This window comes from Streptomyces sp. NBC_00887, assembly GCF_045207585.1.
In genome coordinates this window covers 8,816,546-8,834,656 of sequence record NZ_CP108788.1, presented here as the reverse complement: position 1 = coordinate 8,834,656, position 18,111 = coordinate 8,816,546, and the positions used below count along the sequence as shown (strand labels likewise).

Annotated in this window: 19 protein-coding genes; 8 read left to right on the top strand and 11 right to left on the bottom strand. The window is 71.3% G+C overall.

Going from position 1 to position 18,111, the window contains the following annotated elements; all coding sequences use genetic code 11:
* Positions 1-27 precede the first annotated feature (27 nt).
* Positions 28-1,239 carry an FAD-dependent monooxygenase gene (locus OG844_RS40305; RefSeq protein ID WP_406388432.1) on the bottom strand — a complete coding sequence of 404 codons (1,212 nt, stop codon included), beginning with the start codon at positions 1,237-1,239 and terminating at the stop codon, positions 28-30.
* A gap of 80 nt (positions 1,240-1,319) precedes the next feature.
* Between OG844_RS40305 and OG844_RS40300 the strand changes: the two genes are divergently transcribed.
* From OG844_RS40300 to OG844_RS40290, 3 genes are all read left to right on the top strand, one after another.
* Positions 1,320-1,934 carry a TetR/AcrR family transcriptional regulator gene (locus OG844_RS40300; protein WP_406388433.1) on the top strand — a complete coding sequence of 205 codons (615 nt, stop codon included), beginning with the start codon at positions 1,320-1,322 and terminating at the stop codon, positions 1,932-1,934.
* Between the two features lie 41 nt (positions 1,935-1,975).
* The gene (locus OG844_RS40295; protein WP_406388435.1) at positions 1,976-2,488 is read left to right on the top strand and encodes a DinB family protein; all 513 of its coding nucleotides are present in this window, start codon (positions 1,976-1,978) and stop codon (positions 2,486-2,488) included.
* Between the two features lie 138 nt (positions 2,489-2,626).
* Positions 2,627-3,082, top strand: a complete 456-nt coding sequence (locus tag OG844_RS40290) for a hypothetical protein (protein ID WP_406388436.1) — start codon at positions 2,627-2,629, stop codon at positions 3,080-3,082.
* Positions 3,083-3,133: 51 nt separating this feature from the next.
* Here the strand turns inward: OG844_RS40290 and OG844_RS40285 are convergent, their stop codons facing one another.
* The 7 genes from OG844_RS40285 to OG844_RS40255 form a co-directional block, all read right to left on the bottom strand.
* A complete protein-coding gene (locus OG844_RS40285; RefSeq protein WP_406388438.1) occupies positions 3,134-3,619 on the bottom strand; it encodes a hypothetical protein in 486 nt (161 codons plus the stop codon).
* 74 nt (positions 3,620-3,693) lie between these two features.
* Positions 3,694-4,413: a uracil-DNA glycosylase gene (locus OG844_RS40280; protein ID WP_406388440.1), complete on the bottom strand. Its 720-nt coding sequence runs from the start codon at positions 4,411-4,413 to the stop codon at positions 3,694-3,696.
* Between the two features lie 77 nt (positions 4,414-4,490).
* Positions 4,491-6,068, bottom strand: coding sequence for an ABC transporter substrate-binding protein (locus OG844_RS40275; RefSeq protein ID WP_406388442.1), 1,578 nt, complete (start codon positions 6,066-6,068; stop codon positions 4,491-4,493).
* Between the two features lie 118 nt (positions 6,069-6,186).
* The gene (locus tag OG844_RS40270) at positions 6,187-6,942 is read right to left on the bottom strand and encodes an SDR family oxidoreductase (RefSeq protein ID WP_406388443.1); all 756 of its coding nucleotides are present in this window, start codon (positions 6,940-6,942) and stop codon (positions 6,187-6,189) included.
* Positions 6,943-6,964: 22 nt separating this feature from the next.
* Positions 6,965-7,726: a 3-oxoacyl-ACP reductase FabG gene (gene fabG / locus OG844_RS40265; protein WP_351168460.1), complete on the bottom strand. Its 762-nt coding sequence runs from the start codon at positions 7,724-7,726 to the stop codon at positions 6,965-6,967.
* Between the two features lie 202 nt (positions 7,727-7,928).
* Complete coding sequence (locus OG844_RS40260) at positions 7,929-8,312, bottom strand: DUF3037 domain-containing protein (protein ID WP_356425990.1); 384 nt, start codon at positions 8,310-8,312, stop codon at positions 7,929-7,931.
* On the bottom strand, positions 8,309-9,193 hold the full coding sequence (locus tag OG844_RS40255) for a HipA family kinase (RefSeq protein ID WP_406388445.1): 885 nt from the start codon (positions 9,191-9,193) through the stop codon (positions 8,309-8,311). Before OG844_RS40255 ends, OG844_RS40260 begins: the two co-directional genes overlap by 4 nt.
* A gap of 234 nt (positions 9,194-9,427) precedes the next feature.
* Here OG844_RS40255 and OG844_RS40250 point away from each other — a divergent pair, with 234 nt between their 5' ends.
* Positions 9,428-10,510: an NAD-dependent epimerase/dehydratase family protein gene (locus tag OG844_RS40250; protein WP_406388447.1), complete on the top strand. Its 1,083-nt coding sequence runs from the start codon at positions 9,428-9,430 to the stop codon at positions 10,508-10,510.
* A 3-nt stretch (positions 10,511-10,513) separates the two neighbouring features.
* Here the strand turns inward: OG844_RS40250 and OG844_RS40245 are convergent, their stop codons facing one another.
* Both OG844_RS40245 and OG844_RS40240 read right to left on the bottom strand, forming a co-directional pair.
* A complete protein-coding gene (locus tag OG844_RS40245; protein WP_406388448.1) occupies positions 10,514-11,620 on the bottom strand; it encodes a sensor histidine kinase in 1,107 nt (368 codons plus the stop codon).
* Positions 11,617-12,453 (bottom strand): response regulator transcription factor, encoded by an 837-nt coding sequence (locus OG844_RS40240; protein WP_406388449.1) that lies wholly within the window; start codon positions 12,451-12,453, stop codon positions 11,617-11,619. The genes OG844_RS40245 and OG844_RS40240 overlap by 4 nt, the downstream gene beginning before the upstream one ends.
* 123 nt (positions 12,454-12,576) lie before the next feature.
* Between OG844_RS40240 and OG844_RS40235 the strand changes: the two genes are divergently transcribed.
* From OG844_RS40235 to OG844_RS40225, 3 genes are read left to right on the top strand one after another with little or no spacing between them, the layout of a single operon-like run.
* Entirely contained in the window at positions 12,577-13,281 is a 705-nt protein-coding gene (locus OG844_RS40235) for a glycosyltransferase family 2 protein (RefSeq protein ID WP_406388451.1), read from the top strand.
* Positions 13,278-13,955 carry a DUF2064 domain-containing protein gene (locus OG844_RS40230; protein WP_406388452.1) on the top strand — a complete coding sequence of 226 codons (678 nt, stop codon included), beginning with the start codon at positions 13,278-13,280 and terminating at the stop codon, positions 13,953-13,955. Before OG844_RS40235 ends, OG844_RS40230 begins: the two co-directional genes overlap by 4 nt.
* Complete coding sequence (locus OG844_RS40225; protein ID WP_406388454.1) at positions 13,952-14,761, top strand: class I SAM-dependent methyltransferase; 810 nt, start codon at positions 13,952-13,954, stop codon at positions 14,759-14,761. Before OG844_RS40230 ends, OG844_RS40225 begins: the two co-directional genes overlap by 4 nt.
* A 325-nt stretch (positions 14,762-15,086) precedes the next feature.
* Here OG844_RS40225 and OG844_RS40220 read toward each other — a convergent pair whose 3' ends face one another.
* On the bottom strand, positions 15,087-16,397 hold the full coding sequence (locus OG844_RS40220) for a molybdopterin-dependent oxidoreductase (RefSeq protein ID WP_406388456.1): 1,311 nt from the start codon (positions 16,395-16,397) through the stop codon (positions 15,087-15,089).
* A 202-nt stretch (positions 16,398-16,599) separates the two neighbouring features.
* Here OG844_RS40220 and OG844_RS40215 point away from each other — a divergent pair, with 202 nt between their 5' ends.
* Positions 16,600-17,991 (top strand): hypothetical protein, encoded by a 1,392-nt coding sequence (locus tag OG844_RS40215; RefSeq protein ID WP_406388457.1) that lies wholly within the window; start codon positions 16,600-16,602, stop codon positions 17,989-17,991.
* Positions 17,992-18,111 lie beyond the last annotated feature (120 nt).

Sequence of the window (18,111 nt, the reverse complement as noted above, 5' to 3'; positions counted from 1 at the left end):
TCTCCCTGTCGTCCGCGCACGCCCGTGTCACGGCCGCGTCATATGTCCGTCCTTGGTTCCGGCAGCATACGTGCGCCGGGGCGGCCGCCAGTCGGCGATCCCGTCGAAGGTCCGCAGGACGAGTCCCGGGCCGAGGCGGGAGGCGGTGGACATCAGCCCGTTCCGGAGTGCGGCGGCCGGCCCGCTGGACAGCTGCATCAGCCGGGAGACCTGTGCGGACTTGCGGACGATCGCCGTCGTACGGGGCAGTCTGACCGCGCTGTAGGCGGCTGTCCCCTCCGCCAGGTCGGCGTCCGGGGTGAGGTGGTGGGCGAGCACGATGGCGTCCTCGATGGCCTGGTTGCCGCCCTGGCCCAGCGTGGGTGCCATGGCGTGCGCGGCGTCACCCACGAGCACCGTTCGCCCCCGGTGGAAGGAGGGCAGCGGGTCGGTCAGGTGGTACACGTCGTGCCGCAGAACCCCCTCGGGCGTGACGGCGTCGATGATCCCGGGAACCGGGGCGTGCCAGTCGCCGAACCTGCGCAGGAGTTCCGCCTTCTCGTCGTCGGGTGCGACCGCCCCGGCCGGGGCACTGGCCGCCGCGTAGGCGTAGATCCGGCCGTCCTTCAGCGGATGGCTGCCCCACAGGGCGCCCCGGCCCCAGGTCTCCTGCGAGCCGATCGGGCTGCCGGGCGCGGGGGCGATGACACGCCAGGTGGTGAACCCGCTGTAGGTGGGACCCGGGTGATGCGGGAAGAGCGTGGAGCGTACGGACGAGCCGATGCCGTCGGCCCCGACCACGAGGTCGGCCTCGATGTCCCCGGAGGGTGTCCTCACGACGGCCCGGCGGCCGCCCGCGCTGCCGGCGCCGACGAGCTGGGCCGGTGTGCCGGTGTGCAGGGCGGTGTCGGGGATCCCGGCGCGGAGCAGGTCGATCAGGACGGAGCGGTGCAGCAGGACCAGAGGGCCGCCGAACCTCTCCGCCGCGGCCGCGCTGTTCATTCGGGCGAGCCAGCGGCCGGACGGATTGCGCATCCCGCCGTCGCCCTGCCAGGCGGCGAGGGACCTGATCGTGTCGCCGAGGCCGATGACGTCCAGGGCGCGCTGCGCGTTGGGAGAGAGGCTGATGCCGGCGCCGACCGGCTCCACCGAGGGCGCACGCTCCAGGACGGTGACGTGCCAGCCGCACCGGTGCAGCGCCGTGGCGGCGGTGAGTCCGCCGATTCCGCTGCCGATGATCACCGCATGGGGTGTCGTCATGACTGAGCCCTCCTCGGAACTACACCTGTAGTGCGAGATCCACCGTACTACAGCCGTAGTGGCGACGGTAGATTGACCCCATGCCCACAAGCACCACGGGGACACCCGGCACCTCCCGCGCGCGCGTGATCGCCGACACCGCGCTCACCCTTCTCGCGGAGCGCGGAATGCGGGGTCTCACCCATCGCGCGGTGGACGAGCGGGCCGGACTCCCCCAGGGGTCGACGTCGAACCACGCACGCACCCGACAGGCGCTGCTGGAAGCCGCCGTTCGCCGGCTCGCGGAACGCGAGGCACAGGTGCTCGCTCCCGGAGAACTTCCGGCGGACGGCGCCCCAGGCTCCGCTGCCGCCGCACTGGCCCGCGCGCTGCACCGCTGTCTGACCGGCCATCCGGAACTTCTGGTCTGCCGTTACGAACTCGCCCTGGAGGCCACCAGGCGCCCCGAACTGCGGGCGTTCTACGATGCCGCGGGCCGGCAGTTCCGCGAGCCCCTGGTCGCCCTGATGACCGCAGCCGGATCCGCCGAACCGGAGCGCCACGCGCTGTCCCTCGTGGCCTGGGCGGAAGGGATGATGTTCGCCTGCGCCGCGGGCTCGTACCACCGATCCGTTCCGACCGAGGACGAACTGCGTACCGGGTGCGCCGAACTGTTGCGCGGGATGCTCGGCGTCCAGGCCGCCCAGAACCTCTAACCGCTGGCCATGCTCATGATCATTGAGTGAGGATGATCGGCATGACGACAGACGAACGTTCCGAACCCGCCTTCGACGCCGCCGAGCGCCAGATGCTCGAGGGATGGCTGGACTACCACCGCCAGACGCTGGTCATGAAGTGCGCGGGCCTCACCGACGCCCAGTTGCGGGAGGCGTCCGTGCCCCCCTCGGAGTTCACACTGCTCGGACTCGTGCGACATCTGGCCGAGGTCGAGCGCGGCTGGTTCCGCGAGGTGCTGGTCGGTGAGGACGTACCGCCCCTCTACGGCAGCGACGAGGACCCGGACGGGGAGTTCCACCTCACCGAGGCGGACACCTGGGACGAGGCGCATGCGACCTGGCTGGCGGAGATCGAGGCGGCACGGCTGAATTCGGCGAAGTTCGAACTCGACGGACTCTCGGTCGGCCTGAGCAGCCAGGGCAAGCCCTTCAGCCTCCGCTGGATCTACACGCACATGATCGAGGAGTACGCCCGGCACAACGGTCACGCGGACCTCGTACGGGAACGGATCGACGGCACGACCGGGGAGTGATCCTGCGGGCCCTCACCCCACGCCCCTCCTGACGCTCCGCACCCGGTTCGGGGGCACGCCGCTGACCGGGTCACTCGTGCGGACCAATCCTCGCTCACCGGCTGTCACCGGGCGAAACGACCGAGCAGAGTTACCCAGGTGCATCGAATCAGAATCACAGCAACGCTGCTGGTGGGGATTACTGTCACAGCTGTCTCCGGCTGCGTGTCGGTGGAACCCTCCAAGAGAACCGTCGCGCCACGTTCCGGAGCCGGCAGACCCGTCCAGGACGTGGCCCCGCAGATCGTGCAGCCGCCGGTCCGGGACTCCCTCGAGGCCCTGCCGGACCCCGTGACGTCCGTACGGGCCGTGGCCCCGGGAGCACCCTCCCCGGCCCGGAGGACCACGCCACGGGCCCCACGGCAGTACGAACCGGCCGACACCCCGAGGGGGCGGACACCTCACCGGCTGTCCGCCGTGCCGCCCGCGGCGCTCCCCGCCGTGCCGGGCTCCGCCGTCACCGGGAACGACGTCTGCAGGCTCGGGCGCGGGTACGGGCGCTGGCCCGCAGGCAGCCCTCAGTCCCTGATCTGCGACGAGACATACGGCCGCTGAGCCGCGAAAGCCCGTACGGGGTGGGCCCGCCAGGTCACGGGCGGGCCCACCTCACTGCCCGGCGGCGCTGCCCCGCATCCTCTGCTCCAGCCGTCCGATGGCGGCGCGGACGCCCCCGCCGTACCCGTCGTCGCCGAGCACACCGGCGGCGTCCCACGCCCGGTCCAGATGGATCCGGGCGGACTCGGGGCGCTGCAGCTTCAGGTAGTCCGCCGCGAGATTGAGGTGCAGGGAGGGGAAGAAGGCCCGGACCGCGGTCGCGTCCCGGTGTTCCGCGACCGGCCCGCCGCTCAGCCCTTCCGCGGCCGTCAGCGCCCGCAGGTCCCATGCGAGCTCATCGCCGGGATCGTCCTGGGTGTCGGCCATGTAGTGCGCGAGGGTGCAGCGGTGGAGGGCGTCGCCCTCCTCGCCGATCTCCGACCAGATGGCCCCGAAGCGATTGCGGGCCTCTTCCCTGTCCCCTCCGTGCAGCAGCATGATCGCCTGGCCGATCCTGGTCATGACGGCGTCCTTCGACGCCTCCTGCTGCTCCGCCACCGCGGTCTCCCTGGGTACGCCGTCCAGCCCGTTCCGGTCGGTCGAACGCTAGCCGCAGCCGCCGGGAAACCCGCTCAGGCGCGGACCGGAACCGCCGGTCGGGTCGCCCCTCGTCCCAGGTCCGGGATGCGCCAGTCGATGGCCTCGTGGCCCTGGGCGGCGATCGCCTCGTTGATCTGGGTGAAGGGGCGGGAGCCGAACCACTTCTTCGCGGACAGCGGCGAGGGGTGCGCGCCCTTCACCACCACGTGGCGCTCCTGGTCGATCAGCGGGAGCTTCTTCTGCGCGTAGTTGCCCCAGAGGACGAACACCGCCGGGTCGGGCCGCTCGGCGACGGCGCGGATCACCGCGTCCGTGACCTTCTCCCAGCCCTTGGCCTTGTGCGAATTCGCCTCGCCGCCGCGCACCGTCAGCACCGCGTTGAGCAGGAGGACGCCCTGCTCGGCCCACGGCATCAGGTATCCGTTGTCCGGGACCGGCAGGCCGAGCTCGTCGTTCATCTCCTTGTAGATGTTGCGGAGCGAAGGGGGCGTCCTGACGCCGGGCAGCACCGAGAAGCAGAGCCCGTGCCCCTGCCCCTCACCGTGGTACGGGTCCTGGCCGAGGATGAGCACCTTGACCCGGTCGTACGGGGTGGCGTCCAGGGCGGCGAAGACCTGTTCGCGCGGCGGATACACCGGCCCCCTGGCCCGCTCCTCCTCGACGAATTCCGTGAGCTCCTTGAAGTACGGCTTCTGCAGCTCTTCGTCGAGGACGCCGCGCCAGGATTCGGGCAGCAGGTCGGTGTCGGTCACGTCCACAACCTCCGGTACACAATCGGTTCTTGACCACAGAACCTACCGGGGGCCACTGACAACGACCGCCCCGAGCCCTACCAGCTGGCCTTGCGGTAGAGCTCCCACATCTGCATGACCGTCTGCGGGTCCAGGGCTCGTTCGCCGCCGCCGATGTCCTCACCGGCCGCCACGTACAGCTTGCCCTGCCACAGCGGCAGCAGCCGGACGTCCTCGACGAGGACTTCCTGGGCCTTCTTGAACTGCGTGGAAACGGCTCCGCGATCGCTCTCCTGGCGGGACGACGCCAGCTGCTCATCGATCTCCGCGGTCAGGTAGGGCGTCCCGGTGACGCTGTCCTTGCCGACGAAGGGGGCGATGAAGTTGTCCGGGTCCGGGAAGTCGGGGAACCAGCCACGGCCGAAGACCGGGTACTCGCCCTTGGTGAAGCCTTCCTGGAAGGTCTTCCACGGCGCGCTCTTCAGGGTGATCTTGAACAGCCCCGAGTCCTCGAGCTGGCGCTTGATCTCGGCGAACTCGGGGGCGGTGGAGGAGCCGTAGCGGTCCGTGGTGAACCAGAACGTCATCTTGACCGGCTCGTTGATCCCCGCCTCGGCGAGGATGGCCTGGGCCTTGGTCTTGTTCGCGTCGCCGAAGGCGTCGAAGAAGCTCGTGGTATGGCCGGCGATGCCCTTGGGGACCATGGAGTACAGCGGCTCCGCGGTGCCCTGGTAGACCTTGGCGACCAGGGCGTCACGGTTCACCAGCTGCGCGATGGCCCGCCGGACCGCGGGCTTGCCTGCGGCCGGGTCCTTGGGGTTGAAGACCAGGAAGCGGATGTCGGCGCCGACGGTCTCGACGATCTGCAGACCGGCGTTGTCCTTCTTGTTGTCCTCGAGGCCGACGACCTCCTCGGCGGTCAGACCGCGGTAGGTGGCATCGATCTCCTTCTTCTTCAGGGCATCCACCATGGGGGCGGAGTCCTTGAAGTAGCGGATGGTGACGGCGGTGTTCTTGCGGTTGGCGAAGCCCTTGTAGTTGGGGTTCTTGGTCAGCTCGGCCTTGTTCCCGGGCTCGTACGACTCCAGGACGTACGGACCGGAGCCGGTGACCTTGCCGTCGTCACGGATCTTGTCCGCGGGGTACTCACTGGGTGCGACGAGCGACATCGCCGGGGTCGCGAGGATGAACGGGAAGGTCGCGTCCGCCTTGCTGAGGTGGAAGATGACCGTGTCGTCACCCTTGGTCTCCACACGGTCGAGGGAGCCGAGCAGACCGGCCGGGCCGCCCTTGACCTTGATCTTCACGATCCGGTCGATGGAGTACTTGACGGCCTCGGCGTTGATCGCCTCGCCGTTGGAGAACTTCAGGCCCTGACGGAGCTTGCACCGGTAGGCCATGCTCGTGGAATCGGTGAACTGGCAGTCCTCCGCCGCGTCGGGCTCGGGGCTCATCGTGCCGGTGGGGAAGCTCACCAGGGTCTGGAAGACGTTCCTCATCAGCTCCCAGGAGCCGTCCCAGGCCGCTGCCGGATCGAGCGTCGAGGGCGAACTCGTCGTCCCGACGGCTATCTGCTGGTCGGTTTCCGAACTGCTGTCGGACAGCAAACCGCAGCCGGCCAGCAGAGAAAGAGATGCAAGGGCTGCAGCAGCCTGCAGACTGGCCCGGTAGAACACGTGAACGCTCCTCGATCAGCCATGGGTCGGCAGACCATACCGCAGCGCCCCGCCAGGTCAATCCGCTGGCCCGGCGGGGCGCTTGACTCATTCAGGGCCAAACCGGCTCAGGCCGTACTCAGGCCACGCCGGCATTCAGGAAAATACCTCCGTCGACCACGAGAGTCTGCCCCGTGATCCAGTCGGACTGCGCGGAGGTGAGGAAGGCCGCGGCACCTCCGATGTCCTCCGGAACTCCGAGCCTGCCGAGCGGGTAGGCGGCTGCCGCCTCCGCCTCCCGGCCCTCGTAGAGCGCCTCGGCGAACTTGGTCTTGATCACGGCCGGAGCGATCGCGTTGACCCGGACGACCGGCGCGAACTCGTGCGCCAGCTGGAGGGTCAGGTTGACCATGGCGGCCTTGCTCATCCCGTAGGCACCGATGAAGGGCGACGCCGAGACACCGGCGACGGAGGCGATGTTCACGATCGCCCCGCCGTTGTCCTTCTGCCAGGCCTTCCAGGTCTGCTGGGCGAAGCCGAGCGCCGAGATCACATTGGTCTCGTACACCTTGCGGGCGACGTTGAGGTCGAGCTCGGCCATCGGGCCGAAGACCGGGTTCGTACCCGCGTTGTTGATCAGGTAGTCGACCCGGCCGAACGCCTCCATGGCGCGCTCGACCGCTGCCGCCTGATGTGCCTCGTCGTGCGCCTTGCCCGCGATCCCGATCGCCCGGTCGGCGCCGAGCTTCTCGACGGCCTCCTTGAGTGCGTCCTCGCCACGGCCCGTGATGACGACGCGGTCGCCCCGGGCGACGAGCGCCTCGGCGACGCCGTAGCCGATACCGCGGCTCGCACCCGTGATGAGTGCGACCTTGCCACTGTCCTGCACAGTCATGATGTCCGTTACCTTTCCGGGGTCAGTTGAGCGGTCCGCCGGCGACGTACATGACCTGGCCGGAGACGAAGCCCGCGTCGTCGCCGGTGAAGAAGGCGATGGCGTTGGCGATGTCCTCGGGCCACCCCACGCGCTGCACGGGGATCTGGGTGGCTGCCGCGGCCTGGAACTCCTCGAAGCCCATGCCGACGCGGGCCGCCGTCTGGGCGGTCATCTCCGTGACGATGAAGCCGGGGGCGACGGCGTTGGCGGTGACGCCGAACTTGCCGAGCTCCTTGGCGAGGGTCTTCGTGAAGCCCTGGAGACCGGCCTTCACGGCGGAGTAGTTGGCCTGACCCCGGTTTCCGAGGGCCGAGGAGGAGGACAGCGAGACGATGCGGCCGAACTTGGCCTCCACCATGTGCGACTGGACGGCCTTCGCCATCAGGAACGCACCCTTGAGATGTACGTTCATGACGAGGTCCCAGTCGGCCTCGCTCATCTTGAAGAGCAGGTTGTCGCGGAGTACGCCCGCGTTGTTGACGAGGATCGTCGGGGCGCCGAGCTCGGCGGCGACGCGCGCGACGGCGGCTTCCACCTGGGCGCTGTCCGACACATCGCAGCCGACGGCGAGGGCGGTGCCCCCCGCGGCGGTGATCTTCTCGACCGTGTCCTTGCAGGCCGCCTCGTCGAGGTCGAGTACGGCGACGGCGCGGCCCTCGGCCGCCAGGCGTACGGCGGTGGCGGCGCCAATGCCCCGCGCCGCTCCCGTCACGATGGCGACGCGCTGCTCGGTGGTGGACATGCTTGGTTCTCCTCGCCCTTGGATCGCGGCTCAGCGGACGTCAGGAAGTTCCCGATAACTGAGCAACCGCTTAGTACCTTCAGCAGACGAGACGCTAGAAGCCCTGGCACCCGGTGTCAACGGCCCACGGGGGCAGGGGCGCATGTCACACCGGAAGGCGCCGCTGCCGGACCTGCCGCAGGCGGCGCCGCCAACCGCCGGCTCAGCGCACCAGCAGGTCGAGCAGCCGCTCGACCTCGGCCTCCGGGTCCGTGGTGAGACCGCTGTGGACGGCCCCCGGCTGGACCACCGTGGAGCGTGGTGCGATCAGCCACCGAAAGCGCCGCCCCGCGTCGTCACCGGCAGCCTGACCTGCGGCGTCACCACCGCAGCAGACCCCCTCGACCGCGCGCAGAGCGGCCTGGACGCCCACCACGTCGGCGTGCGGATCGAGGGCCTTCAGCTTGCGCTCGTCCAGATGCGTGCGCGCCGCGACGAAGGACTTCGCCCGGCAGTACACCAGCACGCCCGCGTTGAAGCACTCGCCGCGCTCGACCCGCGGGACGACGCGCAGCAGCGCGTACTCGAAAACAGTGCGCTCGCTCATCGGCCGCCGTCCTTGCTGCTCTGTCCGGCGTCCGCCTGCTCCGCACGGTCCTCACGGGTGGGGCGCGGCCGCGGCGCGAGGCGCTCGGTGAGCCAGCCCGGGGCCTGGGATGCCCGTGTCTTCGTGGGCGCCTCCATCGTGATCCGTTCGTGGACACTGCCGGCGCGTGCCAGCAGCGGCGCCACATACGCCCGGCGCAGCTGGTCCGTCGAGTCGAATCCGGGTTCGCCCGCCAGCCACTCCTCGGGCACATCGGCGACCACCCCGGTCAGCAACTCCTCGGTGACGAGCGGGGCGAGCTCCGCGGCCGCGGCCGCGACGTCCGGCCCGAACGGGGCGAGGACGTGGTCGGAGGCGTTGTACGGCTTCGCCGCCGACGCCTGCGCTCCCGGCCAGTTGTGGTGCCAGATCATCGTGGCCCCGTGGTCGATGAGCCAGAGATCGCCGTGCCAGACCAGCAAGTTGGGGTTCCGCCACGACCGGTCCACATTGTTGATCAGCGCGTCGAACCAGACGACCCGGCCGGCCTCCGCAGGGTCCACCTCGTAGGCGAGGGGATCGAAACCGAGCGAGCCGGGCAGATAGTCCATCCCCAGGTTCAGCCCGCCGCTCGCCTTGAGGAGCTCCTGCACTTCCTGGTCCGGTTCGGCGAGCCCGATGACGGGATCGAGCTGGATCGTCACCAGCTCGGGGACCCGCAGTCCCAGCCGCCTGCCGAGCTCCCCGCAGATGATCTCCGCGACAAGGGTCTTGCGCCCCTGCCCTGCGCCGGTGAACTTCATGACGTACGTGCCGAGGTCGTCGGCTTCGACGATCCCGGGCAGCGATCCGCCCTCCCGCAGGGGCGTGACGTAGCGGGTCGCCGTGACTTCTGTGAGCATTTCGCCAGGCTATACGGCTCGGGCACCTTGCGATCCATGGATGATCACACCGCCTCCGCGGACAGGACGCACAGGACGCCCTGCGGCATCCGCTGCCGCGTCCCGTTCGGCCGGTCCGGGCCCTCCATGCCTTCGAGGGAAGCCGGGGAGCTCGTCCGGGTATACCGCTTACGGCTTCGTGACGTGCCGGTCCGTCGGCGGACGATTCCGCGCCGGGCGTCCTAACGTGGGCGTATGCGTGTACTGGTCACCGGCGGCGCCGGGTTCATCGGTTCGGAGATCGTGCGGACGCTCGTGTCTGCCGGGCACGAGGCGGTGGTGCTCGACGCCCTGCTCCCCTCGGCGCACGGCGGCACCGCGGCACCGCCCGGCGGCGACGGCCGTGACGGCGGACTGATCGTGGCGGACGTACGGGACCGCGAGGCCGTGGGCCGCGCATTGCGGGGAGTCGACGTGGTGTGCCACCAGGCGGCGATGGTCGGCCTGGGGAAGGACTTCGCCGACGCCCCGGAGTACGTCGGTTGCAACGACCTGGGAACAGCCGTGCTGCTGGCCGCGATGGCCGCGGCGGGGGTCCGGAGTCTGGTGCTCGCCGGGTCGATGGTGGTCTACGGGGAGGGCCGCTACACCTGTCCCCGTCATGGCGGTGTCCGGCCGGGCCCACGGGCGGAGGCCGATCTGGTGGCGGGCCGGTTCGAACCGCACTGCCCCGACTGCGGTGCCGAGTTGGAGTCCGGGCTGGTCGCGGAGGACGCTCCCGCCGACCCACGCAACGTGTACGCGGCGACCAAGCTCGCCCAGGAGCATCTCGCCGCAGCCTGGGCTCGCGCGACGGGCGGACGCGCGGTGTCGTTGCGCTACCACAACGTGTACGGACCGGGGATGCCGCGCGACACCCCGTACGCGGGTGTCGCCTCCTTCTTCCGTTCGGCCCTCGCCCGGGGGGAGGCTCCCCGCGTCTTCGAGGACGGCGGTCAGCGACGGGACTTCATCCATGTGCGGGACGTGGCCGCCGCCAACGCGGTGGCGCTGGAGGCGGTCGCGGGACGCGGACCGGGCAGTTTCGCCGCGTACAACACCGGGAGCGGTGAGCCGCACACCATCGGTGAGATGGCTGCCGTGCTGGCCTCGGCCCACGGAGGCCCCGCGCCGGTGACCACCGGTGAGTACCGGCTCGGGGACGTACGCCATGTCACGGCGGACTCGCGACGGCTGCGGGACGAACTGGGCTGGAAGCCGGAGGTCGGGTTCGCCGAGGGCATGGCGCAGTTCGCCGGGGCGCCGCTGCGGGATGCGGCCGCGGGTCTGTCCGCCTGAGGCTCACGCCACGGGCAGGGTCACCTCGAAGCAGCAGCCGCCGGTCACGTTGCGGACCTCCGCCCGGCCGGCGTGTGCCTCGACGATCCCCCGCACGATGGCGAGACCTAGTCCCGCGCCGGCCGGTGGCGTACGGGCGTGGCTGCCGCGCCAGCCGGTGTCGAAGACCCTGGGCAGGTCCTCCTCCGGGATGCCGCCGCAGCCGTCGGTCACCGAGAGGACCACCCCGCCGCCCGTGCGCTGCGCGGCCACGGCGACGGTGCCGTCGGCGGGGGTGCGGCGGATGGCGTTGATCAGGAGGTTGCCCAGGACCCGGTTCATCTCCTTGCCGTCGACCTCGACGGGCACCGCCTCGATCCGGTCGCCGACCAGCCGCACGCCGTGCTCGCGGGCCAGCGGGTCCGCGCCGGCGAGCGCGTCGCCCACCAGGTCGTGGACGGAGATCCGCGTGGGGCTCAGGGTGAGCGAGCCGGCATGGATGCGGGAGAGTTCGAAGAGGTCGCCGACCATGTCGTTCATCCGCTCCACCTCGGTGCGTATCTGCCGCAGATAGCGTCCCGAATCGACGGCCATGCCGTCCTCCAACGCCTCGGACATGGCGCGCAGCCCGGCGAGCGGGGTGCGCAGGTCGTGCGAGATCCAGGCAACGAGCTCACGCCGCGAGGTCTCCAGGGCGCGCTCCCGCTCGCGTGAACTGTCGAGCTTGGCACTGGTGGCGGCCAGTTCCCTCGTGAGAGCCGCGAGTTCGGCAGTGGCCGGGGCCTCGGGGGCCGCGAAGGTGCCGCCGTCGCCGAATGAGCGGGCGGCGAGGGTCAGTTCGCGGCTCCTCGCCGCCACCCAGCGGCCCAGCAGCATCGCGGTGACGAGCGAGACGACGGCGGCCATGGCGAGGACGGTCGTGACCACCGTCAGGTCGTGCGGCGACAGGAACATGGCCCAGGCGACGGCCAGTGTTCCGGCGAGCATCGCGGTGACGGCCACGGCGGCCACGACGGTCAGCGAGACGACCAGCGAACGGCGCCGGGACAGCCGCAGCACGAGTGCGCCGAGCAGTCCGGCCGCGGCGGCGCCCAGGAAGGCGAGGAGCGCGATGAGGAGGATGTCGGTCATGACGGTGTTCCGGAGGCGGAATCGGCGGAGGCGTGGATGGCAGCCCTGCCCGGGAGGTCCAGGCGGTAGCCGACACCCCAGACCGTGCGGATCAGCTCCGGGCGGGCCGGATCGGCCTCGACCTTCCCGCGCAGGCGGCGGACGTGGACGGTCACTGTCGACAGGTCCCCGAAGTCCCAGCCCCAGACCCCGCGCATCAGCTCCTCCCGGGTGAACACCTGCCCCGGGTGGCGCAGGAGGAAGGCGAGCAGGTCGAACTCCCGCAGCGTGAGGGCCAGCGCACGGCCCTCCCAGGTCGCACTTCTGGCCGCGGGGTCGAGGACGAGCCCCGCGCCTTCGAGCAGCGCGGAGCGGCCGCCGGAAGTCGCGGCGGCCCTGACGCGGCGGAGCACGGAGTCGACGCGCAGGACGAGTTCGCGGGGGCTGAAGGGCTTGGTCACGTAGTCGTCCGCGCCCGTCTCCAGACCGAGGATGCGGTCGTCCTCGTCGCCGCGTGCGGTCAGCATGATGACGGGCACCGGTCCGTGCGCCCGCATGCGGCGGCAGACCTCGAAGCCGTCCATCCCGGGCAGCATCAGGTCCAGGACGGCCAGGTCCGGGCGACGGGCGGCGTACTGCTCGAGCGCGGCGGGGCCGTTCGCCGCGCGGGCCACCTCGTATCCGGCGCCACTCAGGTATCCGGCGACCACTTCCGCGACGGTGGGGTCGTCGTCCACGACGAGTACGCGGCCGCGCCCTCCCGGTTTCGTGCCGGTCGCCGGCATGGGCTTCTCCTCCGCCGGACGCACCCCGTCGGCGGGGACGGACTGTGGAGTGTCCGGAGTCGTCTGCATGCCCCCACCTTGGCATCCGGGGCGCGGAGCCGGGGACGCCCGTGTGCCGCTGCCCGGCGACGTCCACATTTCGTAAGAATCTGGAACCCGAAATGCCCGCTTCCTCTCCGTAGGGTGATCCGGGTGACCCTTCCTTCCGATACTTCCGCCCTCCGTGCCGACATCGTCCTGCCATGTCTGGACGAGGCTGCCGCACTGCCCGCGGTGCTGGCCTCGGTCCCTCGTGGCTGGCGGGCGATCGTCGTGGACAACGGCTCCACCGACGGCTCGGCGGAGCTGGCCCGGTCCCTCGGTGCGACCGTGGTGCACGAACCCCGGCGCGGGTTCGGCGCGGCCTGTCAGGCAGGGCTCCTCGCCTCCGACGCGGAGTTCGTCTGCTTCTGCGACTGCGACGGTTCGCTGGATCCCGGGCTGCTGCCCGGCTTCGTCCGCCGGGTCGCCGACGGTGAGAGCGATCTCCTGCTCGGCCGCCGCCGTCCCGAGGAGCGCGGCGCCTGGCCGCTGCACGCGCGGGCCGGCAATGCGGCGCTGGCCCGCATGCTCCGCCGCCGCACGGGACTGCGGCTGCACGACCTGGGGCCGATGCGGGCCGCACGCCGGACCGATCTGCTGGCGCTCGATCTCACCGACCGGCGCAGCGGCTACCCGCTGCAGATGGTCGTGCGCGCGGCCGACGCGGGACTGCGGGTCACCGAGACGGACGTCCCGTACGTCGCGCGGACGGGAAAGTCGAAGGTCACCGGCACCTGGCTGGGCACCTGGCACGCGGTGCGCGACATGCGCGCCGTGCTGAGTGAGCCGCCGGTCCGGGCGGGGGCCTCTCGATGAGGGCATCCGATCCCGGCGCCGCCCGTTCGGGGCCGGCCGGGTCGACTACCCTGCTGGTCATCGCCAAGGAGCCGCTGCCCGGCCGGGTCAAGACCCGGCTCACCCCTCCCTTCTCGCCCGTCGAGGCCGCACGGCTCGCCGAGGCCGCCCTGGGTGACACCCTGCGTACCGTCGGCGCCCTGCCGGCCGCGCGGCGGGCGGTCGTCCTGGACGGGGCGCCCGGACCGTGGCTGCCGCCCGGCATCGAGGTGGTGGCACAGAGCACGGGAGGTCTCGACGAGCGGCTCGCCGCCGCGTTCGGCGCGTGCGCGGGGCCGACACTCCTGATCGGCATGGACACCCCGCAGGTCTCTGCGGCCGATCTGGCCCCCGTACTGAGCCCCGGCGCCTGGGACGGCTGCGACGCCTGGTTCGGCCCTGCCGAGGACGGCGGCTTCTGGGCGCTGGGCCTGGTTGAACCGGATCCCGAACTCCTGCGCGGTGTGCCGATGTCCGTACCCGAGACCGGTGCCGTGCAGCGGCGCAGGCTGGTCGATGCCGGGCTGGCCGTTCGCGATCTTCCCTTGCTGCGGGACGTGGACACGGCGGCAGATGCCCTGGCGGTCGCGGCCCTCGCGCCGCACGGGCGGTTCGCCGCCGAGCTCGCCCGGCTGACCGGGACGGCGGTCCGATGAGCCGCTCGGGACCGGACCGCGGTGTGGTGATCCCGTCGCGCCCGGACGTCACCTCATGGAGCACCGACCCGTACTCCAACGCCCTGCGCAACGGACACGGGCCGCTCTTCCTCCGCCGTACGGACGGCTGGCTGCTGCCCCTCGACGTCGAACGCTGGTGCGCCGACGCGGACGCCGCGGACCTGTCGGCGCTGCGGCGGTGCGAGGGCCCCGTACTGGACATCGGGTGCGGGCCCGGGCGGCTGGTCGCCGCGCTGGCGGCCCGCGGCCACCGCGCCCTCGGCATCGACGTCAGCGAGGCCGCCGTAGACCGCACCCTGCGGCTCGGAGCGTCCGCCCTGCACCGGTCCGTCTTCGAGCCGCTGCCCGGCGAGGGGCGTTGGGGCACGGTTCTCCTCGTCGACGGCAACATCGGCATCGGAGGCGATCCGCGGCACCTTCTGCACCGCACGGCGGACCTGCTCGCCCCCGGTGGACTCCTCATCGCCGAGACCGCGCCGCAGGACATCGACGAACGGGTCCGGGTTCAGTTGGACGACGGACGCTCCTCCGGCCCCGGACCGGCACGGACCGCCCCCTTCCCGTGGGCCCGGCTCGGCACACCCGCCCTGATGAGGTACGCCCTCCCCCATGGGCTGCACTCCGTCGATCAGTGGGACGCGGGCGGCCGCTCCTTCGTCTCCCTGCGGCGCGGCCGGACCGTCCGGACCACCAGGCACAGCCCCGACACGAGGAACAGCGCTGCCGTGATCAGCAGCCAGTTCCCCAGGAACACATCGGGGGACAGCCCGCTCGCCGGCTCGTAGCGCTCCGCCTGCCGGGTGATCAGCGGGAACCACACGAGCAACAGCAGTCCGGAGATGAACGCCGGCACGCGGACGAAGTTCACCGAGACGGAACGCGGGCGGAAGGACCTGCGCAGCAGCAGGTCCGCCCCTGCGTACACCGGAACCAGCACCAGGTCGTGCACGAGGGCCGCGCCGACGAACCACACGATGACGCCGAGCGTGTCCCCCGCCAGCAGCCGTACACCGGCGTATCCGGCCAGGGCGAAGGAAGCGGCCATCATGACGAGGTGCAGGGGCCCCTCCCCGTACCGACGCCGCAGGAGCGCGCGGGGATCCGTTCTGTTCACAGCTCTCCGAAGGTCAGCCGGGCCACCCATTTGGTGTTGAGTACGCCGGGGGCGGCCGGGACGATGATCCGCGCCGGGTATCCGTGATCGGGTGACAGTTCCTCGCCGTTGACCCGCATCGCCAGCAGCGAACGCGGGTCCCGTACCTGGTTGTCGCGGAGCGCCGCCCGGCGGAACGGCCCGCTGCGCTGGACCGATTCGACCAGCACGCCCGGTGGCTGGTCCGGGTACCCGGCGAGCGCCGCCAGATCCCGCAGCCGTACGCCGCGCCACCACTGGTCGGAGGTGGACCAGCCCTCCACGCACGCGATCGGAAGCGCCGCGCTGTGCTGGTCCATGGCCAGCAACTGCTCCCGGGTGAACCGGAGGTCCCCGGCCGGCCCACTGACGGTGAGCCACCAGCCCTCCCCCGTATCGGCCGTGGTGACGCCGACGGCGGCGGCCGTCTTGTTGATCTGGAAGCCGTTGGGTCCGGAGCCCGGCTCGGCGGCACCGTGCGGGGTGAGCACCGCGAGACGCCTCAACGGCCCGTCGAAGCTCCGCCCGGCCGACGTGACCAGGAGGACCGATGAGCCGGCACCCACCATGGCCAGCGCGCCGCGCCGGGACAGGGTCGGCGCGGCGGGAAGGGGGGCCTCCAGCCGGTCACCCCGAACCGTCCCGCTCAGTCCCCCCGACCGCAGCACCCGAACGGCCTGCGGCGCCCGCAGGCCCGCATGGGCGAGGAACGCGGCGAAGAACACCCACGCCCCGTAGAAGTGCAACGGGTAGAAGGAGCCCGGAAACAGGTACTCCAGCTGGATGTTGAGCAACCCGGTGAGGAACTGGAACAGCGCACCACCCACGAGCAGCAGCAGCGAGATCCGTTCCAGCGCGTGCCCGAGGGAGCGGACCGGCGGCAGTGCGAAGAGTCTGGGAACCACCGACCACAGCTTTGCCAGCAGGACCGGGACGAGCACGATCCCCACGGTGACGTGGAGGCCCTGCGTCAGCCGGTACAGCCAGTGCGGCCCGGTCGGCCAGGCGAAGAGGTAGAAGCCGAGCAGCCCCTTGCCTGGGGTCTTGTCGTTGACCGGATTCAGGTCCGGGTTGTAGGCGGCGTACGACAACAGGCCCGTGACGAAGAGCAACGTGATCCCGACGAGCAGGACGAGGCCGAGCACCGCGGTGAACCGCACTCCCCGTACGGGACTGCGCCAGAACCCGGGCGCCGAGGGAAGGCGTTCGGGGAGCGTCGCGGCGCGTCCGGAAAGGAGCCGGGAAAGGGAAGCGGGAGGTGTCGGACTGTTCCGACGGCTGTCGCCCATGTCCCGACGCTATGCCCGCGGAACCTGGGAGGGGCGGGTGCGACTCCTGACGAAACGATGACGTCACCCCTCGGAGCGTACGGGCCCGGCACCCCGCCCACTCCTGCCCGGAGGCCCACCGACGCAGTCCGGAATCTGACGGTTCGGTGACGCGCCCCGCCGGCACCCGCCACCGCGGCACCGCCGTGCGTACGGTGCCTGCGTGAAGACCGAGGACCGCACCGAGCACATCACCGAGCCGACCGCACAGCGCTCCGGGCACCGCCGTGACCTCGTGGCCGCCGGCGCGGGCATCATGCTGGTCACGGCCGCCGTGCTCGTCGGCCACGCCATCGAGAACGCCGACCACACCCTCTACGTCCGCTGGGCGCCCCTGCTGGCGACGTGGTACCCGCACGTCGGCCCCGGCACGGTGGCCGCCCCGGCCGTCGCCGTGGCCGTCGTCGCGTACGGCCCCGTCCTCGCCGGCCGGCTCCGTCGGCGGGCACTGCTTCTCAGTTGCTACGCCGCCTCTCTCGCCTGGGTCTTCTCGCTCGCGCTGATCGACGGCTGGGAGCGTGGCATCGCCGTACGTCTCACCACGAAGCACGAGTACCTGAGAGTCATCGGCCGCTTCGACGACATCGGTGCCGCTCTGCAGGGCTTCAACGACCACATCCTGATCGGACCTCCGGGCAACTGGCCCGCCCATGTCGCGGGACACCCGCCGGGCGCCACCCTCACCTTCGTCCTGCTGGACCGCGTCGGGCTCGGCGGCGGCGCCTGGGCCGGGATCTGGTGCATCGTGACCGGCGCCTCCGCGTCGGTGGCGGCCCTGATCGCCGTTCGTGCCCTGACGGACGAGCACACCGCCCGCCGCGCCGCGCCCTTCACCGTCCTCGCACCCGTCGCGGTCTGGGCCGGTACCTCGGCCGACGGCTACTTCACCGCGGTGGCCGCCTGGTCCATCACCCTGCTCGCCCTGGCCGCGACCCGCACGGTCCGCAGCCCCGCAGCCGCCGCGCTGGGGGCGGGCCTGCTGTACGGCCTGGTCTGCTACCTCAGTTACGGGCTGACGCTGATCGCACTCCTGCTCCTCGCCGTACTCGTGCTGACTCGCACCGCACGGCCGCTCGTCCCTTTCGTGCTGGGAGCGCTGGTCGTACCGGCCGCCTTCACGCTCGCGGGCTTCAACTGGTGGGAGGCGTACCACCTGCTCGTCGATCGCTACTACCAGGGGGCGGGGGGACTCCGGCCGTACTCCTACTGGGTCTGGGCGAACTTCGCCTGCACCGCGATCGCCGTCGGACCTGCGACGCTCGCGGGCCTGCGCCGGACGGCGGTGGGTGTCCCCGGAGCCGTGCGCGCCCTGCGAACCGGGACGACGGCTTCGCCGCACCGCCTGGTCCTGTTCGTCTCGGCGGCGTTCCTCGCGCTGCTGGCCGCCGACCTGTCAGGGATGAGCAAGGCGGAGACGGAACGGATCTGGCAGCCCTTCATCCTCTGGCTGCTCCCCGCCACCGCGCTCCTGCCCGTACCGCGCCGACGCGGCTGGCTGGCCGCACAGGCAGTCGTGGCCCTGACGGTCAACCACGTGTTCTGGACCGGATGGTAGGCACGGGGCCGGACCGCGTACGGGCGCGTCCGCGCGTCTGCATGTGGTGGCAGGGCGTCCGTCCCTCCCCGTGAGGCTTGCCATCGCCCTCATGTTTACGCAAACATGTATCCGGCAGGG

Coding starts and splice junctions, on each gene's coding strand:
- OG844_RS40245 (WP_406388448.1), bottom strand. CDS start 11,620: ATGACCGACATCCTCCTCATCGCGCTCCTCGCCTTCCTGGGCGCCGCC.
- OG844_RS40225 (WP_406388454.1), top strand. CDS start 13,952: ATGAGCCGCTCGGGACCGGACCGCGGTGTGGTGATCCCGTCGCGCCCG.
- OG844_RS40255 (WP_406388445.1), bottom strand. CDS start 9,193: ATGCTCACAGAAGTCACGGCGACCCGCTACGTCACGCCCCTGCGGGAG.
- OG844_RS40220 (WP_406388456.1), bottom strand. CDS start 16,397: ATGGGCGACAGCCGTCGGAACAGTCCGACACCTCCCGCTTCCCTTTCC.
- OG844_RS40305 (WP_406388432.1), bottom strand. CDS start 1,239: ATGACGACACCCCATGCGGTGATCATCGGCAGCGGAATCGGCGGACTC.
- OG844_RS40250 (WP_406388447.1), top strand. CDS start 9,428: ATGCGTGTACTGGTCACCGGCGGCGCCGGGTTCATCGGTTCGGAGATC.
- fabG (WP_351168460.1), bottom strand. CDS start 7,726: ATGTCCACCACCGAGCAGCGCGTCGCCATCGTGACGGGAGCGGCGCGG.
- OG844_RS40295 (WP_406388435.1), top strand. CDS start 1,976: ATGACGACAGACGAACGTTCCGAACCCGCCTTCGACGCCGCCGAGCGC.
- OG844_RS40240 (WP_406388449.1), bottom strand. CDS start 12,453: ATGCAGACGACTCCGGACACTCCACAGTCCGTCCCCGCCGACGGGGTG.
- OG844_RS40300 (WP_406388433.1), top strand. CDS start 1,320: ATGCCCACAAGCACCACGGGGACACCCGGCACCTCCCGCGCGCGCGTG.
- OG844_RS40230 (WP_406388452.1), top strand. CDS start 13,278: ATGAGGGCATCCGATCCCGGCGCCGCCCGTTCGGGGCCGGCCGGGTCG.
- OG844_RS40260 (WP_356425990.1), bottom strand. CDS start 8,312: ATGAGCGAGCGCACTGTTTTCGAGTACGCGCTGCTGCGCGTCGTCCCG.
- OG844_RS40270 (WP_406388443.1), bottom strand. CDS start 6,942: ATGACTGTGCAGGACAGTGGCAAGGTCGCACTCATCACGGGTGCGAGC.